The following is a 23,821-nucleotide window of genomic DNA, read 5'->3' on the forward strand; positions in this document are numbered from 1 at the left end:
GGAAGGGTTTACGGCGGGTCTCCAAAGGCTATACCCCTCAACAGACCGGACCCCCATAGAACCACCCACAATCATCAGCGTTCTTTTTCGGGAGGTGGAGCGACGCGCATGACTTCTTCTACGGTGGTCAGGCCGGCGGCGACCTTCTGGGCGCCGGATAAGCGAAGCGTGCGCATCCCCTCGCGCATCGCCTGCTTGCGCAACTCCCCCAGACTCGTCTCAGTCCCGATCCGATCCTTCACCGACTCCGACAACAGCAGAATCTCATACAACCCCTGACGCCCCAGATACCCCGTATTGCGACACTCAAGACAACCCACCGGCCGATAAATCCGCTGCGGCACCGACACCTTCCAGGGCGTCACCAACTGCTGCCAGTCCTCCGAACTGATCTCCCCCTCCTCCTTACAGTGCGGACACAACGTGCGTACCAGACGCTGCGCCATCACTCCCAAGAGAGTCGCATTGATCAGATAGGGCGGAATGCCCAGGTCCAGAAGACGCGCCACCGTCGCCGGCGCATCATTGGTATGCACCGTGGACAACACCAGATGTCCAGTCAAGGCCGCCTGCACGGCCATCTGCGCCGTCTCCAGGTCGCGGATCTCCCCCACCATGATGATATCCGGGTCCTGACGCATCAGAGTGCGAATGCCCGCCGCGAAATCCAGCCCGATCTTGTGATGCACCTGCGTCTGATTGAAGTGCTCCTCCACCATCTCGATCGGGTCTTCAATGGTGCTGACATTCACCTCCTCCGTGGCAATCTGGCGCAGAGAGGAGTACAGCGTGGTGGTTTTCCCCGAGCCTGTGGGGCCGGTCACCAGGACAATGCCGTTGGGCCGCTCGAGCATGCCCCGCCAGCGTTCGTAATCTTCGCCCACCAGCCCCAAATCGGCAAAGCTGCGCAGCAGCACATCCGGGTCGAAAATCCGCAGTACCAGCTTTTCGCCAAAGGCGGTGGGCAGAGTGGACAGGCGCAGCTCTACTTCGCTGTCATCGCTGCGTCGGGTCTTGATCCGGCCGTCCTGGGGCTTGCGCTTCTCGGCGATGTTCATCCGGGCCAGCACCTTGAACCGGCTGGTGACCGCGTTGGCGACATTGGCGGGCAGCTCGTACACCGGGTGGAGCACCCCGTCGATGCGAAACCGCACCCGGCCCACCTCCCGGCGCGGCTCGATATGAATGTCACTGGCACGCTGGTCGTAGGCGTACTGCAGCAGCCAGTCGACGATCTTCACCACATGCTGATCGTTGGCCTCCGGGTCATCGCTGAAGCTGCCCAGGTCCACCAACTGCTCGAAGTTACCCGCACCGCTGGCGCCGGGGCCGCCGCTGGCCCGATTCACCGAGCGGGCCAGGGTATAGAACTCCACCAGATGCCGGTCAATATCCGCCGGGTTGGCGAACACCCGTTTGACGCTGCGCCGCGCCACGTGCTCCAACTGGGGCTCCCAGCCGGTGATAAAGGGCTGGGTGCAAGCCACCACCACGGTTTCCTGGGTCACTTCCACGCAGAGGATGCCGTGGCGCTTGGCGAAGGCGTAGGACATCACATCCGTCACCTTGGGCACGTCGATCTTGAGCGGGTCGATGTGATAGACCGGCAGCTCGGCCTTTTCGGCCAGCCAGGCGGTCAGGGTATCGCCATCGAGCACCTTGCCCGGGCGGGCCAGATCCTCCAGCCCCTGGGAGGCAATATAGGCCAGGGGGTGCATCATCGCCTGCTCGCGGGTCCGGACGGCACCCAGCAGGCGATTGGCGTCTTCCTGTCCCAGGCGCTCGTCCTTGACCAGATCATCCACCAGGCGGCGTAAATCGAGGCTATGCTGTGCAGTAGCAACTGAGGCCATAAGGCGCATTCCCGTTCTTTAATCAATGCGCCCGATTGTAGCCTGTCTGATCCGCGGACAACACCAAGGAAAGGCGCTTCGCCCCGAACGAACCATACACGGCAGGGGTATGACCAGGGATTCTGTCATAAAAATGTCAAATTCAAGGGTGACCTGCCGGGCATAAGTTTTTATACTGCCCGCACTTTCGCAAGGGGGAACTACCGCTATGGCTATCAACAACCCTTTCTCGAACCTGTTTGGGCGCTCTCCGATCAAGCCCATGCAGGAGCACATGGCCGTGGCCATCCGCGCCACCGGCGAGCTGCAGCGCTTCTTTGAGTGCGTGATCGCCGACGATTGGGAGCAGGTCGAAACCGTTCAACAGCGTATTGTCGAGCTGGAGCGAGAGGCCGATGCCCTGAAGAAGCAGCTCCGCCTGCACCTGCCCAAGAGCCTTTTCCTGCCTGTCCCGCGCACCGACCTGCTGGAACTGCTGAGCATGCAGGACCGCATTGCCAACCGCGCCAAAGACATTGCCGGCATCATGCTCGGCCGCAAGATGACCATTCCCGCCACCATGCAGGACATGACCCTGGAGTATGTGGGCGCCGCGGTGAAAGCCGCCGAGCAGGCGCTGGTGGCCATCAACGAGCTGGATGAACTGCTGGAAACCGGCTTCAGTGGTCGGGAACTGGGCATTGTGGAAAAAATGATTCAGGAGCTAGATGCCCTGGAACGCAAGACCGACCAACTGGAAGTGGAAATGCGCGCCACCCTGTACAGCCTGGAGGCCGACCTTCCGCCGGTGGACGTGATGTTTCTTTACAAGGTGATCGACTGGATCGGTGACCTCGCCAATCGCGCTCAGGATGTCGGCGGCCGTCTCGAACTGCTGCTCGCGCGTTAATTCAATCCTGTCACATAATATTGGGGTAACCACATGACCGTGATCGCAGAATACGGCCAGACGCTGCTCATCCTCGCCTGCATCTTTGGCGTCTTTATGGCCTGGGGGGTTGGCGCCAACGACGTCGCCAACGCCATGGGCACCTCGGTGGGCTCGCGAGCACTGACCATCAAACAGGCCATTCTGGTGGCCATGGTGTTCGAGTTCCTCGGCGCCTACCTCGCTGGTGGCGAAGTGACCTCCACCATCCGCAAGGGAATTGTCGATCCCGCCATCATGACGGAAAACCCGGATCTTCTGGTTTTCGGGATGCTATCGGCCTTGCTGGCCGCCGGCACCTGGCTGTTGATCGCCAGCATTCTCGGCTGGCCGGTCTCCACCACCCACTCCATCGTGGGCGCCATTGTCGGTTTCGCCGCTGTGGGCATCTCCATGGACGCGGTGGACTGGGACAAGGTCGGAACTATCGTCGCAAGCTGGGTCGTATCACCCCTGTTGGCAGGGACCATTTCGTTCTGGCTGTTCCGCTCGGTGCAGAAACTGATCCTCAATACCGAGGACCCCTTCAGCAACGCCAAGCGCTATATCCCCCTGTACATGTTCGCCGTGGGCTTCCTGATTGCCATGGTCACCCTGGTGAAAGGCCTCAAACACGTATTGAGTGACTCGGCTTTTCAGCCCAACTTTTTCGAGAGTATGGGAATATCCGCCGTGATCGGCGTTCTGGTCGCGCTCCTCGGCATACGCATGATGCGTAGCATCAAGCGGGATAACGAAGCCGACTCTGTTCACCGCTTCACCAGTGTCGAACGCGTATTCGGCATTCTGATGATTTTCACCGCCTGTGCCATGGCCTTCGCCCACGGCTCCAACGATGTGGCGAACGCGGTTGGCCCTCTCGCGGCGGTGGTCAGTGTAGTCACGACCCAGTCCGTCAGCGCCGAGGCCGCCATCCCGGCCTGGGTTCTGCTCATCGGGGCAGGAGGGATCGTCATTGGTCTGGCTACCTACGGCTGGAAAGTGATTGCCACCATCGGCAAGAAAATCACCGAACTGACCCCGAGCCGAGGGTTTGCGGCTGAACTGGGCGCGGCCGGTACCGTCGTGCTCGCCTCGGGTACCGGCCTTCCGGTATCGACCACCCAGACCCTTGTGGGTGCGGTCTTAGGCGTGGGCCTGGCCCGGGGTATCGGCGCCCTGAACCTGCGGGTCATCGGCACCATTTTCATGTCCTGGGTCATTACCCTGCCGGCCGGGGCCGGGTTGGCCATTCTGTTTTTCTTCTTCTTCAAAGGCGTGTTTGGGTAATCGACAACGGCCACACCGCTCCATCCGTAGGTCGGCTTAGGCTGAAGGCCGTAAGCCGACAACCCATGCCTCGCGCCAAACGTCGGGTTACGCCTTCGGCTAACCCGACCTACCCGGGTTTGTTGGCGTGCCCTACCGATGATTTCCGTCCTGTATTACACTGCCGATATAATTCCTCTGAATCCGGCCGTGTATGACTTTCGATCTCAAACTGTATTCTGACCAGCTGGCCCAGTTGGTCGCCCAACCGTCGGTGAGCTGCTCCGCCCCCCAATGGGATATGGGCAACCGCAAGGTGCTCGACCTGCTGGCCGACTGGCTCGAAGCTCGCGGCTTCCAGTGCGAGCTTCTGGCGGTACCGGGCAAGAGTGGCAAGTACAACCTGATTGCCACCAAGGGCTCGGGCGCCGGTGGGTTGGTGCTGTCCGGCCACAGCGATACTGTGCCCTACGATCAGAACCGCTGGCAGAGCGACCCCTTTTCGCTCACGGAAAGAGACGGCAAGCTCTACGGTCTGGGCGCCACCGACATGAAAGGTTTTTTCCCGGCGGTGCTCGCGGCCATCGATGCGGTTGCTGATCAACCTCTGGCGCAACCCCTGATCGTCATCGCCACCGCCGATGAAGAGAGCAGCATGAGCGGCGCCCGGGCGCTGGTGGAGCTGGGGCGCCCCAAGGCGCGCTACGCGGTGATTGGGGAACCGACCGAGCTGCGCCCGGTGCGCATGCACAAGGGCATCATGATGGAGTCGATTCGGGTGCGAGGCGCCAGCGGGCACTCCTCGAACCCGGCGCTGGGCAAGAACGCTCTGGAAACCATGCACGGGGTCATCTCCGAGCTGCTCACGTACCGGAGCGAACTGCAGACCCGCTATCGCAACCCCGGTTTTCAGGTGGATGTGCCTACCATGAACCTCGGCTGCATCCATGGCGGCGACAACCCCAACCGGATTTGCGCCGAGTGCGAATTACATTTCGACCTGCGGGCGCTGCCCGGGATGGACAACGACGAGCTGCGCGCGGCCATCGACCGGCGCCTGCGCCCCATTGCCGAGCGCTCGGGTACCGACATTGTGTTATCGGAACTGTTTGCCGGCGTGGAGCCCTTCGAGCAGGACGAGCACTCCGCCCTGGTAAAGGCCTGTGAGCGTCTCACGGGCCACACCAGTGAGGCGGTGGCCTTCGCCACTGAGGCCCCGTTTCTGCAATCTTTGGGCATGGAAACGCTGGTGCTCGGGCCCGGCTCGATCAACCAGGCCCATCAACCCGACGAGTTCATCGACATTCAACAGCTGGCACCGGCGGTGGACATTCTCAGCGGGCTGATTGATCGCTTCTGCATCCAGCCCGACACGGCGGCGTCCGAACCCCCTGTGTCTGACAAAAGGAACTAACGCTTTGACCGGTTCAACCCAAGACTACGTCAAATGGTTCAGGCACTCCTCGCCCTACATCAATGCACACCGGGGTAAAACCTTTGTGTTGATGTTACCCGGCGAGGCCCTGGTGCACCCCAACTACGGCAACATCATCTACGACATCGCCCTGCTCAGCAGCCTGGGTGTGCGACTGGTGGTGGTGCACGGTGCACGCCCGCAGATCGACGCCCGACTGGCCGAGTCCGGCATCGAGAGCCAGTTTCACCGCAACCTGCGAGTGACCGACGCCGCCAACCTGGAACAGGTCACCCAGGCCATTGGCCAGGCCCGCATCCAGATGGAAGCCGCCCTATCCACCGGGGTGCCCAACTCCCCCATGCACGGCGCTCGCATGCAGGTGATCAGCGGCAACTTTGTGGTGGCCATGCCCCACGGCGTGCTCGACGGGGTCGATCTGCAGCACACCGGTAAGGTCCGCCGGATCAACACCCGCTCTCTCAATACCGTACTCGACTCCGGTGCCATCGCCCTGCTCTCGCCACTCGGCTATTCCACCACCGGTGAAGCCTTCAATCTTTCGTTCACTGATGTTGCCACTCAAGTGGCCTCGGCGTTGAAAGCGGACAAGCTGTTGGCGTTTATAGAAGCCGAAGGTGTCAGCGATGCCAACGGAGAACTGGTCAGGCAGTTGGCGGTGCAGGAGTGCCGGGACTTTCTGGAACAACAGGGCGAACAGATCAGCGGCGATATCCGTCAGGCACTCTCGGCCTGTTATCTGGCCTGCCTGCAGGGCGTGCCCCGCGCCCAACTGTTCAGTTACGCCGCCGACGGCGCCATGCTCAGCGAACTGTTCACCCGAGACGGTATGGGGACCATGGTGCACTCGGACAGTTACGAACAGCTACGCCGGGCCACGATTGATGATGTCGGCGGGATTCTGGAGCTGATCGCACCGCTGGAGAATGAGGGCATTCTGGTGCGCCGCTCCCGGGAGCTGCTGGAGACGGAGATCGACCGGTTCCATGTGCTGGAAAAAGACGGCACCATCATCGCCTGTGCGGCCATGTATCCCTTTGAGGAGAGTGCGGAGCTGGCCTGTGTGGTCACCCATCCGGAATACCGCAAAGGCGGCCGGGCGTCGACACTGCTCACTCAGATGGAGAAAATGGCGCGGCGTCAGGGCATCAAGCAGTTGTTTCTGCTGACCACCCAGACGGCTCATTGGTTTATCGAGCAGGGGTTTGTTCAGGCGCAGATTGATGACCTCCCTGTTGCGCGGCGGCGGTTGTATAACTATCAGCGGAATTCGAAGATTTTTATTAAAAACCTGTAGTCCGAGGCGGCTTCACGTCCGGTCCGCTGCGGAGTGTACAGTTTCAAGATAAGCGGTAAATACCAAAGCGCTTCGTATTGGAACGCTACGGTTGGGTAACCCTGTGTGAGACACGCCGTAAACCCATCCATGGGGGCTCATCACCCGCCGTCCAGGCGGGTGACGGTCTCACACAGGGTTACCCAACCTCCGCCGTGCCAACGTACAGTTCAGGGAACTAGCGGATTCTCAGTGAGTAGGTCGGATTAGCGTAAGCGTAATCCGACAAATTCGTGGTCTTGGGCCTCTGTCGGATTACGGTCTACCCAACGACGGCGGATGCGCTTTCGCTTATCCGCCCTACAAACACCCAAGTCATTGAATGGCACTGAGGACCGGAGCGGGGTATACCGTTTCAAGACCGTGGAGCGGGGGACCCGCGATGCGAGCCCCCATGGATGGGTTTACGGCGTGTCTTGAAAGGCTGTACCCCACAGCGGCCCGGTCCCTCCGACCACAACAAGCCCGACGCGACGCCACTTGAAAGGTTTTCTGCTATTATTGGCGCCTTTTTTATGACGTCAGACGAAGAGTAGAACCATGCCCGTTTATCGCTCCAAGACCACCACCGCTGGCCGGAACATGGCTGGTGCTCGCGCCCTGTGGCGTGCCACCGGGATGAAAGACGAAGACTTTCATAAACCCATTATCGCCGTCGCCAACTCCTTTACCCAGTTTGTGCCCGGCCATGTTCACCTCAAGGACATGGGCCAACTGGTTGCGCGGGAAATCGAAAAAGCCGGTGGTGTGGCCAAAGAGTTCAACACCATTGCGGTCGACGATGGCATCGCCATGGGCCACGACGGCATGCTCTACAGTCTGCCGTCGCGGGACATCATCGCCGACTCCGTCGAATACATGGTCAATGCCCACTGTGCCGACGCCCTGGTGTGCATCTCCAACTGCGACAAAATCACCCCCGGAATGCTGATGGCCGCCATGCGGTTGAACATTCCTGTAATTTTTGTCTCCGGCGGCCCCATGGAAGCGGGTAAAACCAAGCTCGCGGACCACAATCTGGACCTGATTGACGCCATGGTCATTGCCGCTGACGACTCGGTGGACGACGAAACGGTAGCTGAGTACGAGCGCTCCGCCTGCCCGACCTGTGGCTCCTGCTCCGGCATGTTTACCGCCAACTCCATGAACTGCCTGACCGAGGCACTCGGCCTGTCGCTTCCCGGTAACGGCACCATGTTGGCCACTCACGCCGACCGGGAAGAGCTGTTCCTGGAAGCGGCCCGACGTATCGTGGACATTACCAAGCGCTACTACGAAGAAGACGATGAACGGGTGTTGCCGCGCTCTATCGCCAACTTCAAAGCCTTTGAGAACGCCATAGCCCTGGATATTGCCATGGGCGGCTCCACCAATACCATTCTGCACCTGCTGGCGGCCGCGCAGGAGGGCGAAGTCGATTTCACCATGTTCGATATCGACCGCCTGTCCCGCGAGATTCCTCAGCTGTGTAAAGTCGCGCCCAACACTCAGCTCTATCACATTGAAGACGTACACCGCGCCGGTGGGGTCATGAGTATTCTAGCCGAACTCAACCGGGCCGGCCTGCTCCATGCCGACCTGCCCACCGTTCACAGCAACACCTTCCAGGAAGCGCTGGATCACTGGGATATTACGACGACCACCTCCAATGAGGTGCGCACCTTTTACAAGGCCGGTCCGGCGGGCATCCCGACCCAACAGGCGTTCAGTCAGGCCACTCGCTGGCCCAGCCTCGATGACGACCGAGCCAACGGCTGTATCCGCTCACTGGAGCACGCCTTTACCCGCGAAGGAGGTCTGGCGGTCCTGAAGGGCAATATCGCCCTGGACGGCTGTGTGGTGAAAACCTCAGGTGTCGACGAGAGCTGCTGGGTGTTTGAAGGGCCCGCGCGCGTTGTGGAAAGTCAGGACGAAGCCGTGGATGCGATTCTCAGCGGAAAAGTCAAAGCCGGTGAAGTGGTGATTGTCCGGTACGAAGGGCCTCGCGGTGGTCCCGGCATGCAGGAAATGCTGTACCCCACCAGCTACCTGAAATCCAAGGGGCTGGGTAAGGAGTGCGCGCTGCTGACAGACGGCCGCTTCTCCGGCGGAACCTCCGGCCTGTCGATCGGACACGTATCGCCGGAAGCGGCGGCGGGTGGCGCCATTGGTCTGGTCGAGGACGGCGATACCATTCTGATCGATATCCCCAACCGCAAGATCGAAGTGCGCCTGAGCGACGAACAATTGCAGGCGCGCCGCGACGCCATGAATGCGCGGGGCGAGCGGGCGTGGAAACCCCGAGAAGCCCGTCCGCGCAAAGTCAGTACCGCCTTGAAAGCCTACGCCATGCTGGCCACCAGTGCCGACAAAGGCGCCGTACGGGATCTGAGTAAGCTAGACTGAGCCCGCCTCCTTACGGGCACTTGGCAGGGACGCCAAGCGCGCTGCATTCAATGTTTTCCCGATACAAAAAAACCGGCTCGAAGCCGGTTTTTTTGTGCGTTGAGAGCAGGGGTTTAAGCGCCTGGCAATACCAGACCATCTTCCTCTTCCCACTTACGCTTGCGCTCTTGATAACGCTCTTCATCACGACGAGCTTTTTCTTCACGCGCCTTTTCGTCTTCCGCATAGCCAATCCACTGCTTTGCAGCCTCTTCGCTACGCTTGTCCTTGGCGGCCTCTTTCAACACTTCTATGGCGTCGTCATACCGCTCCAGATTCACCAGGGCTGTACCCATACGGAGGTAGACCTGATCGGCACGATCCACGCCCTTATCCAGTGCTTCTCGAGCAGCCTCCACTGAATCCTCGTAACGATCATTCAGCATGTAGATGGCAGACAGGCGAGCAAACAGATCACCTTCATCAGACTTCTCGGCGGCCTTTTCCATTTCAACCATGGATTTTTCGACTTCCTGAGCCATGCTCCAGGCGTTGGCCAAGAGTTCCAGGTTGCGGGAGGTGGGCTCAATGATCTCATCTTCGTAGATACCTTTCTCAAGAACCTTGGCGGCCTTGTAAGGAATATCACGATCGAGATACATGGAAGCCATGGACACCAGGATGTTTTCCTTGTCCAAGCCATCCAGCAGATACACCACTTCCAGAGAGTGCAGACGATTGTCGAACTCTTCCAGTAAGCTGTACATGTCAGACAACTGGCGCCAAGTAGACACCTTCGGGTAATCCCGGACCATTTTCTTCAACACATTCAGCGTGTTTCTGTAGTCTTCTTTTTCGAAGTACAGCAGACGCTGCATGGCATACCAGTTCTCCTCTGGAATCTCACCATTCTGTTCAGCCATCTCAACCGCTTCGTTGACATGAACCAGCGCGCGATCTGCATCGCCCATCTGGTAGAACAGCAGAGAGAAAATGTAGTACTCGTCAGCATCGATACTGGTGACCATATTGGTCCAGTTCTCGAAGGCATCCAGTGCTGCATCAAAGTTCTCTTCCTGCATATGCAGCTTGCCCAGTACCTGCCAGGTCGACGTCTCCAGGCCAGATGGGATCTGTGGGGAGCGAGCTACGACCTGTTCAAAGGCATCAATGGTGCGATCAATGTTGTCCATCTGGAAATGGACATTGGCGATGAAGTTATAAATCTGAGCCTGCTCGTAAGCGTTATACTCAGAGATATTGCTCTCCATTTCCTGCAGCAGACGCAGGGCCTCGTTCAGATCGGGTTCGCGACCAGAGTCCTCTTCAGGATCAATAAAACTCTGAACTTCGGAGAGCTCTTCATTCAACCGCTGACTAATACCGGGAATCCGTCGTGTTTCCGGTGGCGTGCTGGACGGCTGAATCAGCTCTTGAGCCAACACAGACCCCTGCAGCCAACCAGCAGCACCCGGAGCCACCTCATTCACAACCACAGTGGAGACGGCAGGAGCGGTGAACAGCGCCGCCGCCAACAGGCTGCGATTCAGCGTACCGGCAAAAAATGCTTGTAGTTTATTCACTGTCATAACCCCCAACCTACTCGTCCGCCAGTTCAAAGACGAAACGATAGCTAACACCGGCTACTTCCACCGGCTCGCCGTCTACGACCCGCGGACGGAATTTGAAACGCTCTGCAGCGCGAATCGCTGAGCGGTTGAAGATGCTGGTTTCACGGCCTTCGGTGTCCACAGCATCCACCACCATTACGTCGCGGGTAGAACCATTGGCTGTCACGGTAAAGCTCACCGTCACAAAGCCTTCGATTCCACGCTGAGCCGCTCGACGCGGGTATTCAGGCGCCACGGCCACGATGGGCATATATTCACCGTCACCGGAGAAGTTGCCACCCGTACCCATGTTCATGTCTAGCCCCATATTTGGAGCTGCCATGTTCAAAGCACTGGCATCAACGTCCGGAGAATCGAACTCGGGCTCCGGAATATCCGGCGGAGGCTCATTGGGGTCCTCCGGCTTCTGTGGCTTAGCCGCCTCGTACTGAGTTTCAATCTCCGTATCCGGCATATGGATATCGGCGATCTTACGATCTTCCTGCTTCTCGTCCTGACCAAGGTCAGCATTGATCAAGGACTGCATCAAAAACAGCAGGGCCACCGTCACGACGACCGACAACCCCCCCGCGATACCTACTCTTGCAAAATTCATAGCAGCCTAGTTCTCTTCAGTGGAGACAGCGACGTTGGTAATACCCAGCTCGCGTGCGGACTCTGTAATGGCGATAACAAACTCCATATCCGCACCCTCATCCGCCTGGATAACCACTGTCCCATTCGGGTTTTCGGCCTGCAAACGCTCAATTTGAGCCCGGACACCACGTTTGTCCACTTGCTGTTTGTCAATCCAGATTTCGTTATTTGCGTTAACGGCAATCAGGATCGCAGCTTCTTCCTTCGGATCCGCAGTGGTCGCTTCAGGACGATTGACTTCAACCCCCGTCTCTTTAATGAATGTAGCAGTCACGATGAAGAAGATCAGCATGATGAACACCACATCGAGCATGGGCGTCAAGTCAATGGCCTGAGCTTCTTCTTCGGCTTTCTGATTGTTCCTGCTCATGGGATATCTCTTAAATACCGGGTTTAAACTGGGTGCTCGCCTTAGTGATCCATCGTCAGGTGATCGGCAAACAGGTGATTTTCGCGATCGGCAATCCGCTCAAGGTAAGTGTTGGCAAACAGGCCGGAAAGGGCCGCCACCATACCTGCCATGGTCGGAATTGTTGCCCGCGATACGCCGCCGGCCATCTGTTTGGCGTCGCCGCCGCCCGTCATCGCCAGAACGTTAAACACCTCGATCATACCGGTCACGGTACCGAGCAGACCCAACAGAGGGCACAGACTTACCATGGTGGCAATCATGTCCATGTTGGTGTTGATCTTCTCGGAGATCCGGGAAATCATCGCCTCACGAATTTGGTGGGCATTCCACGATTTCCGCTCACTACGGCTTTCCCACTGATCCAGTGCCGCCTGGACATCGCTTTTCAGACCACCTTTGAAGTACCAGACCCTCTCAAAGATGAGGGTCCACATCAGGAAGGTTAGGATGGCGATGAGCACAAGCACACCGCCCCCTTGATCCAAAAAGGCTTTAATGGCTGCAAACGCTTCCATTATTGCCGTCATGGTCTATCTCCTACTTATTGCGCTCGGAGTTCTCGGCAACGATGCCGGTAGTCTGCTCATCCAGAATGTGGATGATACGCTTGGCGCGACCGTTAACAATGGTGTGCAGCAATACAGTCGGAATTGCCACAACCAGACCCAGAACGGTGGTGATCAGAGCGGAGGAGATACCGCCTGCCATGTTCTTCGGATCGCCGGCGCCAAAGATGGTGATCGCCTGGAAGGTCAGAATCATACCGACCACCGTACCCAGCAGACCCATCAGCGGCGCAACGGCAGCGATGATTTTCAGCAGGGCCAGACCACTTTCGATCTTCGGACGCTCTTTCAGAACGGCTTCTTCAAGCTTCAGCTCCAGAGTCTCGGGATCAACCCCTTTGTTGTCCTCAGCCACTTGCAGCACGCGACCCAGCGGGTTGTTAGCGCTCGGAGTGCTGGACTTCAACTGAGAGCTCACTTTGGCACTGACCGCGCTCAGTACGATGATCCGCCAGATACCCAGCAGGAAGCCGAAGATACCCACGGCGGTGATGACGTAGCCTACGCCACCGCCCTGGTGCCAGCGCTCACCCCAGGTGGGGCTGTCAATCAGCGCAGTCAGCAGTGAACCGCCGGTCGGGCCAGTGGGGTCGATACCCACACGAACCAGGCCAGAATCGGCCGCTTGCAGGTTGGCTGCCGCGTCCTGAATGTTGCCGGCAGGCTGGCGAGCCAGCTCTTCCATCTTGGCACCATCCGGAATGAAGGCCAGGTACTTACCTTCGGAAACCAGGTTGTAGGAACCGATACGGACGACTTCCTGCTCTACCTTGTCGCCATTGGGCTTGATCACTTCACCGTTAAAGGTAACGATACGACCGCTTTCGACCATCTGACGCTGCACTTCGTACCACAGACGCTCGATTTCCTCGATGCTGGGCAGGCGAGTGTTGCTGTTCATCTTGTCGATCAGGCCCGCCAGAAATTCACCGCGATCAGGGTACTGAGCACTGATGATGGAGGTGTTGATCGTAGAGCGCAGGTCGCCTGCGGTTGAGGTCAGGTGACCAAACAGCTCGCGCAGAGAACCCAGACGCTCGTTCAACTGGTTGCGCTTGGCATCCACTTCGAGCTCTTGCTCGTCGTAGCGGGCTTCCAGGGTCTCAGAGCGGTTTTCTTCTTCCGCACGAGTCTGGCGAGCCTGCTCCAGCAACTGCTGTTGCTGGCCGCGCTCCTGTCGGAACTCAGCTTCGCGCTGACGATGTTCCTCGGATTCGTTGATGCGTGATTCACGCACCATCTCCAGCAGCTCGTCGAGCGAACCGGCCTGGTCATCGTCTTGGGCCAGAGCGACATTGGCGCTCAGCAGACCCGCTGTCAGGGCAACCAGAGAGCCCTTCAAAAACGTCATCTTCATTGTGCTGCCTCCGGAGCCTGAACGGGTAACATCATGATGTCCTGGCTTGCCTGGTCACGGGCAATGCGCAGACCCTTGAGAATGTGATTCCGGTAAGAATCGTCGAGCGGAACCCAGGCTTCCTGTTCTTTATCCCAGGCGCCCTGCTGCTCGGTATCTGTGGTCTGATACATGAGGGAAATACGACCCACGCGCAGAATGTTCACTTCACGCTCTTGGCCATCCACTTCCAGCGTATCGCGGTAAGTGTCGAGGAAGCGGCCGTATTCGGATTCGATGCGATAGGCTTCCAGCACCTGACGGAATTTTTCGGCCACGGAGATATCGGCGCGATCCTGATTGTCACGCAACATCTGCAGGCGGGCACGACGCTCTTCCAAGTGGAAGGGCATGTCCAGCTCCACGAACTGTTCCAGGGCATCCAGCATATCCATGACCAGCGGCTGAATCTGACGCTCGATCACGGTGACCTGTTCGATGGACTGATCCAGATCGCGCAGTACACGCAGTTGCGCTTCGATTTGGCGCTCCAGCTGGAGATTGTAGGTACGCAGACCTTCAATTTCCTTGTTTACCACCTTGAACTGCTGCAGCAGATCGTCGGTTTCCTGGGCCAGGCGGTCAATCCGCTGTTGAGATTCCTGGGCCATTGCGGTTTTGGCCTCACCGACCTGGAGAATCTGCTCCAGGGTTTCATCTGCCACGGCAACGCTACCCATTAGCGCGCCGGCAGAAAGCGCGGTGGTCAGAGCCACGGCTTTCAATCGCTGCTTTTTCATATTTCCCCCAACTCGGGTGCTTGCATCAGATGAGTTTGCGACAGGCAGCTGCCACACAACACGTTATCCACACAGTGCCTTCAAAAGGCTGGCAAAAACCTCTACGAGGCAGCCAAGAACGCAGCATTGTAATAAGAGGCTTACTTCACATTCAATGCTTTAAGGAAACCGTTTCCCAAGTGAGTAGATAAGTATCACTCAGGTAACAAATTGTCCCACTGACTGTCTGCTTAAAGTAACACCTGCTTAAAAATTGACCAATGCATTTGCGCTGTCATCAAACGGTAATACGATCATACCGCTGAAAGACGTGCCCCACCGAAGCGTTATCCGCTCCGGGCTGCTCGTCGGTGAGGTGCCACTCTTCGCCGCTGAGTGGCGGAAAGTGAGCATCTCCTTCCACCTCCAGGTCGATCCGGGTCAGATAGACCCGATCGGCCAGAGGTAAACTCTGGCAGTAAATCTCTTCACCGCCCATAACCATGATTTCCTCAGCGTCCGGCTGTTCCCGACGAGCCAAGGCAATCGCGGCCTCGATACTGGTTACCCAGCGCAGGTTCGGATCCTGCGCCACTCGCGACTGTCGGCTCACCACAATGTTGAGCCGTCCGGGCAGCGGGCGCCCGATGGATTCATGGGTCTTGCGCCCCATGATGACCGGCTTGCCAAGGGTCACCGATTTGAAATACTTCAGGTCACCGGGCAGATGCCACGGCAGCTCATTATTTCGGCCAATGACTCCATTGCGGGCAGCCGCCACTATTAAGGCCACAGTCATACGTCAAGGTTCCCCTTTTCTGTGACGAGCTTCACACCGCGATCGGCGCCTTGATTCTCGGGTGGGGGTCGTACCCCTCAAACCGGAAATCTTCCAGCTGATAATCAAATACCGAGTCCGGTCGGCGCCCGATCACCAGCTTTGGGAGCGAGCGGGGCTCGCGGCGCAATTGCTCGTAGACAATATCGTCGGTCAGGTGATTGTGGTACAGGTGGCAATCACCGAAGGTGTGCACAAAGTCCCCCACTTCCAGATCGCACTGCTGGGCAATCATATGGGTCAGCAGCGCATAGCTGGCGATGTTGAAGGGCACCCCCAGAAACAGGTCAGCGCTGCGCTGGTAGAGCTGGCAGGACAATTTCCCGTCCGCCACATAAAACTGAAACAGAGTATGGCAGGCCGCCAGAGCCATCCGCCCCTGCTCAGCATTCTGCTGGGGGCTCAGGGACTCGTCCGGCAGGTCCGCCGGATTCCAGGCGCTAACAATCAGGCGTCGGGAGTTGGGGTTGGTGCGAATCTGCTCGATCACCTCGCTGATCTGATCGATGGTGCGGCCATCGGGGCAGGCCCAACTGCGCCACTGCTTGCCGTACACCGGGCCCAGATCGCCCTCCGCCGTGGCCCATTCGTTCCAGATTTTACAGCCGCGCTCCTGCAGCCAGGTGACGTCCGTGCGCCCCTGAAGAAACCACAAGAGCTCGACAATCACACTTTTCAAGTGCACGGTTTTGGTGGTGACCAACGGAAAGCCGTCGGACAGGTCAAATCGAAGCTGCCGCCCGAATACCGACCGGGTGCCGGTTCCCGTCCGATCCCCGCGATCCAGTCCGTTGTCGATGACATCGCGCATCAGCGCTAAATACTGTTGCATGTTGAATTACCTGATCCCCAATAGGTTCGAACTCAGCGTCCCGACTGACGGCGCGTGACCTGCTGCTGCCAGCTCCACACCAGCAGCCCAATACCGAGAATGAACATCGGCAACGAAAGCAACTGACCCCGGGTGACCCAGCCAAACAGATCAAAACTGATGTGCTGATCCGGCTCGCGGAAAAATTCGGCAAAAATCCGGAAACAGGCGTAAAGCACCAAAAACAGCCCGGCTACCGTGCCCCTGGGACGAGGTTTGGATGAATACCAGTACAGCACAGCAAAGAGCACCAGTCCTTCCAGGGTGGCCTGATAAAGCTGCGAGGGATGCCGTGCAATGCCCTCGGGGTCCTTGGGAAATACCATGGCCCAGGGCACATCGGCCGCACGCCCCCACAGCTCCTGACCGATAAAGTTGCCCAGGCGCCCAAGTCCGAGACCAATAGGGACGAGTGGCGCAACAAAATCCGTCAGTGCCAGGAATGACACTTTGGTCCGCCAGGCGAACAGGGAGAGCGCCACGATGACCCCAAGCAGCCCACCGTGGAAGGACATTCCCCCTTCCCAGACCCGAAACAACCAGATTGGGTCGCTCAGCCAATAATTGAAATGGTAGAAGAAGACATAACCAAAGCGCCCCCCCAGAATCACCCCGAACGCCACGTAGGTCGTGAGATTTTCTACCTGGGAGCGCTGGACCACCGAATGCGGAAAACCCGCCCGGCGCAGCGCCAGAAGCCAGGCGCCGGCAAAGCCGAGCAGGTACATCAGGCCATACCAGTGAATATCCAGCGGACCATAGGACTGGCCAGCAAACTCAAACGGGCCAATACTCACGGCCACCGGGTCAATTTCGGGGTATTTCATAAGCCTTGCTTATCGCAGTCAGTGAACGGTGGGACAAATCAATGCGGCGGAATACTACCACTGTTGGATGACGAACACAGTGCCTTCGCCCGACTGGCACTCAATCGGTGGAACTGGCGGGGCGAATCAGACGGGTCGCGCCGAGATCACGCAGGGTGTCGTCGACGCGCTGGCGGATCTGATCGGCGTCAGGTAATGTCATCACCTCAGAGAGCAACCCTCGCGCCTGCTCCAGACTGATACTGCGAATCACCGACTTGACCTTGGGCAGGTTGGTGGCGTTCATCGACAGCACGTCATAGCCCATGGCCATCAGCAGGATGGCCGCCCCCGGGTCACCGGCCAATTCACCACAGATCCCCACGCTGACGCCCTCGGCGTGACCGTCGTCGACCACGCTGCGCAGCGCCCGCAGCACCGCCGGATGGTACGCCTGATAGACATCGGCGACCCGGGCGTTATTTCGGTCCACCGCCAGCAGGTATTGGGTCAGATCGTTGCTGCCCACCGACAGGAAGTCCACCCGGGCCGAGAGCTCTCGGGCCTGATAGACCGCCGAGGGCACTTCGATCATTACCCCGAGCGGCGGCAGCTTGACCGAGTGGCCCTCTTCCAGCAATTCGTTGAAGGCCCGATAGATCAGTACCTTGGCCGCCTCCAGCTCGGGCACGCTGGTAATCATCGGCAGTAGAATTCGCAGGTTATCCAGGCCCTCACTGGCCTTGATCATGGCGCGAATCTGGGCCAGAAAAATCTCCGGATGGTCCAGGGTGACGCGGATGCCGCGCCACCCCAGGAAGGGGTTTGCCTCTTCGATGGGGAAGTAGGGCAACGCCTTGTCCCCGCCGATATCCAGGGTCCGCATGGTCACGGTGTGAGGCGCGAACGCCGAGAGCTGCTCCTGATAAATGGAGCGCTGTTCCTCCTCACTGGGAAAGCGATCGCGCAGCAGAAAAGGGACTTCAGTGCGGTACAAGCCGACCCCTTCGGCGCCGCGCTCCAGGGAGCGGACCACATCGGTCATCAGACCGGTGTTCACCCATAGCGGCAGCCGGTAGTGATCGGTGGTCTCACAGGGCAGGTCCTTTAACGCTTCCAGGCCCTTGACCAGCTCCTGCTCTTCGAGATAAATCGCCTTGTAGTGCTTGCGCAGCTCCGGGCCCGGGTCGGTGTACACCGTGCCCTTGTAGCCGTCGACGATCAGGGTCCGCCCATCGACCTGGGTGTAGGGCAGGTCCACGGCCGCCATCACCGTGGGGATATCCATGGCCCGGGCGAGAATGGCCACGTGGGAGTTGCTCGAGCCCTGCACCGACACCAGGCCGGCGAGCTTGTCTTTGGGAATTTCGCCGAGCATGGAGGCGGTCAGCTCTTCTCCCACCAGAATGGTCTGATCGGGATAAATGCGGCATTTCTGGTTGGACTCCTGCAGGTAAGCGAGTACTCGCCGACCCAGATCTCTCAGGTCCGTCGCCCGCTCCCGGAGGTAGGCGTCATTCATGCTGCTGAAGGTGCGTTCGTGCTCCAGAATCACATCGGCCCAGGCCGATGGCGCGGCAGTCCCCTGGCGAATCCGTTCCGTGACTTCTTTCCCCAGCGACGCATCATTGAGCATCGCCAGATAGGCATCAAAGAGCGCCTGCTCCTCCCGGTTCAGCCGGGTTTTGAGCTGCTCGCCCAGACCTTTGATATCTTCCCGCACCGCCTGCAGGCACTTCTGGAAAAAGGCGAGCTCCGCCTCCACATCGGTGCAGGTTTTATAGGGTACCGAGCGCAGATCGGCCGGCGGAGTGATCACCACCGCCTCGCCCATGGCAATCCCGGAGGCTCCGGACACACCGGCAAATTTGGCCTGCGCCGCCTTTTCGCCAATGGCCACCATCACTCCGGTCGCTTCGGCGTGGGCGATCACCCCCGCCAGCTGGGCCGACATGGTGACCAGAAACGCTTCATCGCCCTCATCGAACCGGCGCCGTTCCACCTGCTGGACCACCAGCACCCCCAGCACTTTACGGTGGTGGATAATGGGAACGCCGAGGAACGAGCTGAAGCGCTCCTCACCGGTTTCGGGGAAGTATTGGTAACTGGGGTGGGTTTCAGCCTGCTCGAGGTTGATGGGCTCTTCCCGGGTGACGACCCGGCCGACCAGGCCTTCACCGTCTTTCAGCCGCACCCGACCGACCGCGTCGGCGTTGAGGCCCTCGGTCGCCATCAGTACGTAGTCGCCCTCGGGGCCGCGCAGATACACCGAGCACACCTCGGTTTTCATGGCAGTTTTGACCCGGGAGACAATGATCGCCAGCGCGGTCTTCAGGTCCCGCGCGGCGTTAACCTCCTGGACGATGGAACGCAGGGAGTTCAGCATGTGCGACTCGCCGGTGCACGGGCCGGGTCAAACCAGGCGGCCTCGAGTTGGCAGTGATAGGGAGAGAGCTCCTTGAGCGCCCGGCGGTAGACCTCGCGCTTGAAGGCGACCACTTTCGCCAGCGGATACCAGTAGCTGACCCAGCTCCAGTCATCGAACTCGGCGCGACCGCCGTTTTCCAGGCAGATCCGGCTCTCGGGAGATTTCATACGCAGCAGAAACCACTTCTGCTTCTGACCCAGGCAGAGCGGCTGGGAATTGTGACGCACCAGCCGACTGGGCAGGCGATAGCGCAGCCAGCCCCGGGTGCAGGCCAGCATCTCCACATCCGCCCGGGTCAGCCCTATCTCTTCCTGCAGCTCCCGGTACAGCGCCTGCTCCGGGGACTCGCCTTCATGAATACCACCCTGCGGGAACTGCCAGGCATCCTGCCCCCCAACGCGCCGCGCCCAGAGCAACTGGCCCTGGTCATTGGTCAATACAATACCCACATTGGGGCGAAAACCTTCGGCGTCTATCACGGGACTCAGCCAATCCTTATTTCAGTCGTTATAAAAGTACTCCGGCCTATTGTTCCATAAAGTCATTGCGCTCAGCAATTGGCGCAGTTGAGCCCGGCCTGAGGAGCCGCTATGCTTAGCGGCTTTGGCCAAGCAACCGCAGGTACCCCGTGAGTCTCGCAATCTTTGACCTGGACAACACCCTGATCGCCGGTGACAGCGACCACCGCTGGGGCGAATTCCTGATCCACAAGGCGCTAGTCGATCCCGGGGAGTACAAATCCCGCAACGACGACTTCTACCGCGCTTATCAGGACGGCAGCCTGGACATTCACGAGTACTTGGGGTTCTCCCTTGCGCCCTTTGCCTCCCTGAGCGACCAGCAGGTGGTCGAGCTGCAGCGCGAGTTTCTGTCCGAGTGGATTGAGCCCTTGATGCTGGACAAGGCACAGGCGCTGATTCAGCGCCACCGAGACCAAGGGCATCAACTGCTGATCATCACCGCCACAAATGATGTGGTCACCACCCCCATCGCCAAGCGCCTGGGCATTCCCCATTTGCTGGCCAGTGAGGCCGAACGCGGCCCCGATGGTTACACCGGACGCCCCACCGGCACGCCCTGCTTCCAGGGCGGCAAGGTCACCCGCCTGAAGGAGTGGCTGAAAGAGCACCCCCACGCCCTGGAGCACGCCCACTTCTACAGCGATTCGGCCAACGACCTGCCGCTGCTGGAGTCGGTGGGTTACCCGACCGCCGTTGACCCGGACCCGCGCCTGGCCGAGGCCGCGCAGGCACATCAATGGCCGATCATCAGCCTGAGGGACTGACCATGCGGTTCGCCTATCCCCTTTCGTTGCTGACCGCCCTGCTGTTGCTCGGCTGCGACCCGGGTCCGGAGTCCCCTGGCCCCGGCGAATCGCCCAGCGAGACACAGAGCATTGCCGCCCCCGACCCAGCTCTGACTGACAGCACCCTGGCGGCCTGGCGGCAGGGAGAGCAGTGGCTCAGCGGGGCGCGCACGGCCTGTGCTGAAATGCATGAGCGTCTCGACGCTTTCCTGGCTCAGCCGGCGCAGGGCAGCCTCGCGGCCACCCGCGAGGCCTGGCATCAGTGCCACACCCGCTGGCACCATCTCGAGCCGCTGCTGACTCTGGGTGAAAGCAGTCCCGGCCTGTTTGGCGACCTGCGGGAAATCGCCTTTCAGGTGGACGCGCACCCCATCCAGCCCGGGTACCTGGATGGCCTGGAGAACTATCCCTACAGCGGCATCGTCAACGACATCACCCTCTCCATCAACGCGCAGACCCTGCGCGAACAGCACGGTCTGACCGATGAGGCCGACGTGGCTCTGGGCCTGCACGCGCTGGAATTCCTGCTCTGGGATGAGCAGGGCGACCGGCCGGTGAGCGACTTCGAGCCCCGCACCTCCGCCGGGGACGACCCGATGAACGCCGAACGGACCGTCGATCAACTGCCCAATAACCGCCGCCGTGCCCTGGTGCGCCTGATCAGCCAGTTGCTGCAGGACGACCTGGCACGGCTCGAGCAACACTGGCAGTCCACCAGCGGGCGACTTCCCGCCACCTACCGACAACTCAGCCCGGCCAGCCGACTGCCCCTGTTGAGCGACGCGCTCCGAACACTGTTGCAGGAGCGCCTGCCCCGGGAGCTGGCGCAACTCGACGAACCCGAACAGGCCCACAACGCCTTTGCGGGACAATCCCTGAGTGTGGTGGTCAGTGCCCTGGCCGGCGCCGACCAGTTACTCAACGCCGGAGACCCAGCGGTCGTGCAGTGGTTGATCCCCGAGTCGACACGCACGGATTGGCAGACTCAATGGCAGACACTGAGCCGGAATCTGAATGAAGCGGACGAGATTGATCCCCAGGGCTTGAGCGAGCAACTTCAGTCGCTCGGACAGGCGCTGAGCACGCCGACGCCCGAACTGCCACCGGCGCCGTAGACCCGACAACCTGACAACCCGGACCTCACGGAAAGGAGGGGCCTGATGACCAGACGCCACTGGCTGCTGAGTCTGTCACTGCTGTTTTCGCTGTTCGCATCGCCCGCCTGGGGCAATGATCCGCACGCGTCCCACACCCTGAACATCACCCCGGGGCAGGACACCTACGACCTGACCGGCAGGGCGCTTATCCTCGAGCAACCCGAGGGGCGCAACCTCTCGCCCTCAGAGCTGTTGGCCGATACGACCAGAGCCTGGCAACCCCTGTCATCTTCCGCCCCCAACTTCAGCTTCAGCGACCGTGCCTACTGGCTCCGGCTGGATATCACCAATACCGACACCCGCACCCGGCGGCTGATTCTGGATATTGCCCAACCCCTGCAGGATTACATTGACGCCTGGTGGATGACCGACGGCGGCATTGCCCGCGAGTGGCACACCGGCGACCGCCGACCGTTGAGTGATCGGCCCTTCCGCTACCGGGCCTTTGCGCTGTCATTACCGCTGACACCCGATCAGAGCGGAACCCTGCTGATTCGCTTCAGCAGTCACGATGGCCTCTACGATGCCCTGCCGCTGACCCTCAGTAGCGACGCCGCGTTTTTCAAACGCAATGATGCCGAGTCCCTCGGGTTCGGCTTTTATTACGGCGCCATCACCATCCTGCTGCTCTACAACCTGATCGTCGGCCTGGTCACCCGCGAGCGGAACTTTGTGCTCTACAGCGTCTACCTGTTCTTTTTTCTCAGTTGGAATCTGGCGTTCCGCGGCTACCTGGGCATCAGCCTGCTGGCCGACCACCCCACCCTCAACAATATGGCGGTCGCGGTACTGTCCTGTGGGCTGTTTTTCTCCCTGGTGGCGTTTACCCAGGGCTTTCTCAACCTCAGACAGACTCTCCCACTCACCGGCCGGTTGCTCTGGGGGCTCAGCGCCCTTTTGCTGATCCCCACAGGGCTGGCGGTCATGGACGTTTACGCAACCACGTTTGCGGTGCTGATTCCGATCGCCGTTGTGATTCTTCTGACGGTGCTTTACGCCGGAGCCCGCGCGTCGCTGCGAGGATCGGTCTCCGCCCGTATCTTTCTGCTCGCCTGGACGCTGTTGATTGGCGCAGTGTTTGCCTACTACGCCCGGGTATTCGGTTTGTTGCCCTCAAGCTGGTTATTGGAGAATGCCCTCAACCTCGGCTCACTGATCGAAATTCTCGTGCTGTCACTGGCCCTGGCCTACCGTATCAACGAACTCAAACAGAAAGACCTGATCAGCCAACAACAACTGATCGATCAGAAAGAACAATTGAATACCGAACTGCAACAGCGGGTGGAGACCAAAACCCGCGAGCTGCAGAACCTGGCAGACAAGCTGGAGCGGGAGTCGATCACCGACGCCCTGACCGGCCTGCTCAACCGGCGCACTTTTTACCCGAAACTGGAAAGCGAACTGCGCCGACTGCAACGTGAACCCACCCAGACCCTCTGTCTGACGCTGCTGGACCTGGATCACTTCAAGGCGCTGAATGACCACTACGGACACCCGGCCGGGGACCAGCTATTGAAAGCCGTAGGCGACCTGCTGCAACTGCACTGGAAGCGCTCGGGAGATGCGGTGTTTCGCCTGGGAGGCGAGGAATTTGCGATATTGTTTTATACCCGGAACCTGCACACCGTCTCAGAGCGCCTGGAGGCTTTCCGGCAGGCGCTGAAAACCATTCCCCTGCCGACCGCGCCACCACCGGCTGACGGCGTCCCGACGCAGTTGACCGCCTCACTGGGGGTCGGGCTGGTCAGCGCCCTCTACAGCCTGAGCCCGGATGAGCTGTACGCGATGGCCGACCGGGCGCTCTACTCGGGCAAGGATCGCGGGCGGGACTGCATTCATTACTGCTCTGCCACCGATCGCACTCCACGACCCCGGTTGGAACACCACTGAA

Annotated in this window: 20 protein-coding genes; 8 read left to right on the forward strand and 12 right to left on the reverse strand. The window is 59.6% G+C overall.

Features of this window, described 5'->3' with window-relative positions; all coding sequences use genetic code 11:
- Positions 1 to 74 precede the first annotated feature (74 nt).
- Positions 75 to 1,853, reverse strand: coding sequence for a GspE/PulE family protein (locus tag N645_RS0109960; protein ID WP_024461364.1), 1,779 nt, complete (start codon positions 1,851 to 1,853; stop codon positions 75 to 77).
- A gap of 208 nt (positions 1,854 to 2,061) precedes the next feature.
- On the opposite strand from N645_RS0109960, the gene N645_RS0109965 reads away from it, so the two are divergent.
- The 5 genes from N645_RS0109965 to ilvD all read left to right on the forward strand — a co-directional run bounded on the left by N645_RS0109965 (position 2,062) and on the right by ilvD (position 9,185).
- Entirely contained in the window at positions 2,062 to 2,742 is a 681-nt protein-coding gene (locus N645_RS0109965) for a TIGR00153 family protein (RefSeq protein ID WP_024461365.1), read from the forward strand.
- A 33-nt stretch (positions 2,743 to 2,775) separates the two neighbouring features.
- On the forward strand, positions 2,776 to 4,050 hold the full coding sequence (locus tag N645_RS0109970; RefSeq protein WP_024461366.1) for an inorganic phosphate transporter: 1,275 nt from the start codon (positions 2,776 to 2,778) through the stop codon (positions 4,048 to 4,050).
- A 193-nt stretch (positions 4,051 to 4,243) separates the two neighbouring features.
- On the forward strand, positions 4,244 to 5,443 hold the full coding sequence (gene argE, locus N645_RS0109975; protein ID WP_024461367.1) for an acetylornithine deacetylase: 1,200 nt from the start codon (positions 4,244 to 4,246) through the stop codon (positions 5,441 to 5,443).
- Positions 5,444 to 5,447: 4 nt separating this feature from the next.
- Positions 5,448 to 6,761 carry an amino-acid N-acetyltransferase gene (argA, locus tag N645_RS0109980; RefSeq protein WP_024461368.1) on the forward strand — a complete coding sequence of 438 codons (1,314 nt, stop codon included), beginning with the start codon at positions 5,448 to 5,450 and terminating at the stop codon, positions 6,759 to 6,761.
- Between the two features lie 579 nt (positions 6,762 to 7,340).
- Positions 7,341 to 9,185 (forward strand): dihydroxy-acid dehydratase, encoded by a 1,845-nt coding sequence (gene ilvD / locus N645_RS0109985; protein WP_024461369.1) that lies wholly within the window; start codon positions 7,341 to 7,343, stop codon positions 9,183 to 9,185.
- Positions 9,186 to 9,298: 113 nt separating this feature from the next.
- On the opposite strand, the gene N645_RS0109990 is transcribed toward ilvD, so the two are convergent.
- The 11 genes from N645_RS0109990 to N645_RS0110040 form a co-directional block, all read right to left on the reverse strand.
- The gene (locus N645_RS0109990) at positions 9,299 to 10,747 is read right to left on the reverse strand and encodes a tetratricopeptide repeat protein (protein ID WP_193744965.1); all 1,449 of its coding nucleotides are present in this window, start codon (positions 10,745 to 10,747) and stop codon (positions 9,299 to 9,301) included.
- A gap of 16 nt (positions 10,748 to 10,763) precedes the next feature.
- Entirely contained in the window at positions 10,764 to 11,390 is a 627-nt protein-coding gene (locus N645_RS0109995) for an energy transducer TonB (RefSeq protein WP_024461371.1), read from the reverse strand.
- Positions 11,391 to 11,396: 6 nt separating this feature from the next.
- Entirely contained in the window at positions 11,397 to 11,801 is a 405-nt protein-coding gene (locus N645_RS0110000) for a biopolymer transporter ExbD (protein WP_024461372.1), read from the reverse strand.
- Positions 11,802 to 11,842: 41 nt separating this feature from the next.
- Positions 11,843 to 12,370 carry a MotA/TolQ/ExbB proton channel family protein gene (locus tag N645_RS0110005; RefSeq protein ID WP_024461373.1) on the reverse strand — a complete coding sequence of 176 codons (528 nt, stop codon included), beginning with the start codon at positions 12,368 to 12,370 and terminating at the stop codon, positions 11,843 to 11,845.
- A 10-nt stretch (positions 12,371 to 12,380) separates the two neighbouring features.
- Positions 12,381 to 13,766, reverse strand: coding sequence for a MotA/TolQ/ExbB proton channel family protein (locus tag N645_RS0110010; protein ID WP_024461374.1), 1,386 nt, complete (start codon positions 13,764 to 13,766; stop codon positions 12,381 to 12,383).
- Positions 13,763 to 14,545 (reverse strand): DUF3450 domain-containing protein, encoded by a 783-nt coding sequence (locus N645_RS0110015; RefSeq protein ID WP_024461375.1) that lies wholly within the window; start codon positions 14,543 to 14,545, stop codon positions 13,763 to 13,765. The genes N645_RS0110010 and N645_RS0110015 overlap by 4 nt, the downstream gene beginning before the upstream one ends.
- A gap of 277 nt (positions 14,546 to 14,822) precedes the next feature.
- Positions 14,823 to 15,323 carry a dihydrofolate reductase gene (locus N645_RS0110020; protein ID WP_024461376.1) on the reverse strand — a complete coding sequence of 167 codons (501 nt, stop codon included), beginning with the start codon at positions 15,321 to 15,323 and terminating at the stop codon, positions 14,823 to 14,825.
- Positions 15,324 to 15,354: 31 nt separating this feature from the next.
- Entirely contained in the window at positions 15,355 to 16,194 is an 840-nt protein-coding gene (locus tag N645_RS0110025; RefSeq protein WP_024461377.1) for a thymidylate synthase, read from the reverse strand.
- A gap of 32 nt (positions 16,195 to 16,226) precedes the next feature.
- Positions 16,227 to 17,060 (reverse strand): prolipoprotein diacylglyceryl transferase, encoded by an 834-nt coding sequence (lgt, locus tag N645_RS0110030; protein ID WP_024461378.1) that lies wholly within the window; start codon positions 17,058 to 17,060, stop codon positions 16,227 to 16,229.
- 100 nt (positions 17,061 to 17,160) lie between these two features.
- Positions 17,161 to 19,425, reverse strand: coding sequence for a phosphoenolpyruvate--protein phosphotransferase (gene ptsP / locus N645_RS0110035; protein WP_024461379.1), 2,265 nt, complete (start codon positions 19,423 to 19,425; stop codon positions 17,161 to 17,163).
- Positions 19,419 to 19,946: an RNA pyrophosphohydrolase gene (locus tag N645_RS0110040; protein WP_024461380.1), complete on the reverse strand. Its 528-nt coding sequence runs from the start codon at positions 19,944 to 19,946 to the stop codon at positions 19,419 to 19,421. Before N645_RS0110040 ends, ptsP begins: the two co-directional genes overlap by 7 nt.
- A 149-nt stretch (positions 19,947 to 20,095) precedes the next feature.
- On the opposite strand from N645_RS0110040, the gene N645_RS0110045 reads away from it, so the two are divergent.
- The 3 genes from N645_RS0110045 to N645_RS0110055 are packed head-to-tail and all read left to right on the forward strand — an operon-like array spanning position 20,096 to position 23,820.
- Positions 20,096 to 20,752, forward strand: a complete 657-nt coding sequence (locus N645_RS0110045; protein WP_024461381.1) for an HAD family phosphatase — start codon at positions 20,096 to 20,098, stop codon at positions 20,750 to 20,752.
- The gene (locus N645_RS0110050; RefSeq protein ID WP_024461382.1) at positions 20,725 to 21,888 is read left to right on the forward strand and encodes an imelysin family protein; all 1,164 of its coding nucleotides are present in this window, start codon (positions 20,725 to 20,727) and stop codon (positions 21,886 to 21,888) included. The genes N645_RS0110045 and N645_RS0110050 overlap by 28 nt, the downstream gene beginning before the upstream one ends.
- A gap of 45 nt (positions 21,889 to 21,933) precedes the next feature.
- Entirely contained in the window at positions 21,934 to 23,820 is a 1,887-nt protein-coding gene (locus N645_RS0110055; RefSeq protein ID WP_024461383.1) for a diguanylate cyclase, read from the forward strand.
- The last annotated feature ends 1 nt before the right edge of the window (position 23,821 follow it).

It is taken from the genome of Marinimicrobium sp. LS-A18 (assembly GCF_000463525.1).
GTDB classification, from domain to species: Bacteria; Pseudomonadota; Gammaproteobacteria; order Pseudomonadales; family Cellvibrionaceae; genus Marinimicrobium; species Marinimicrobium koreense.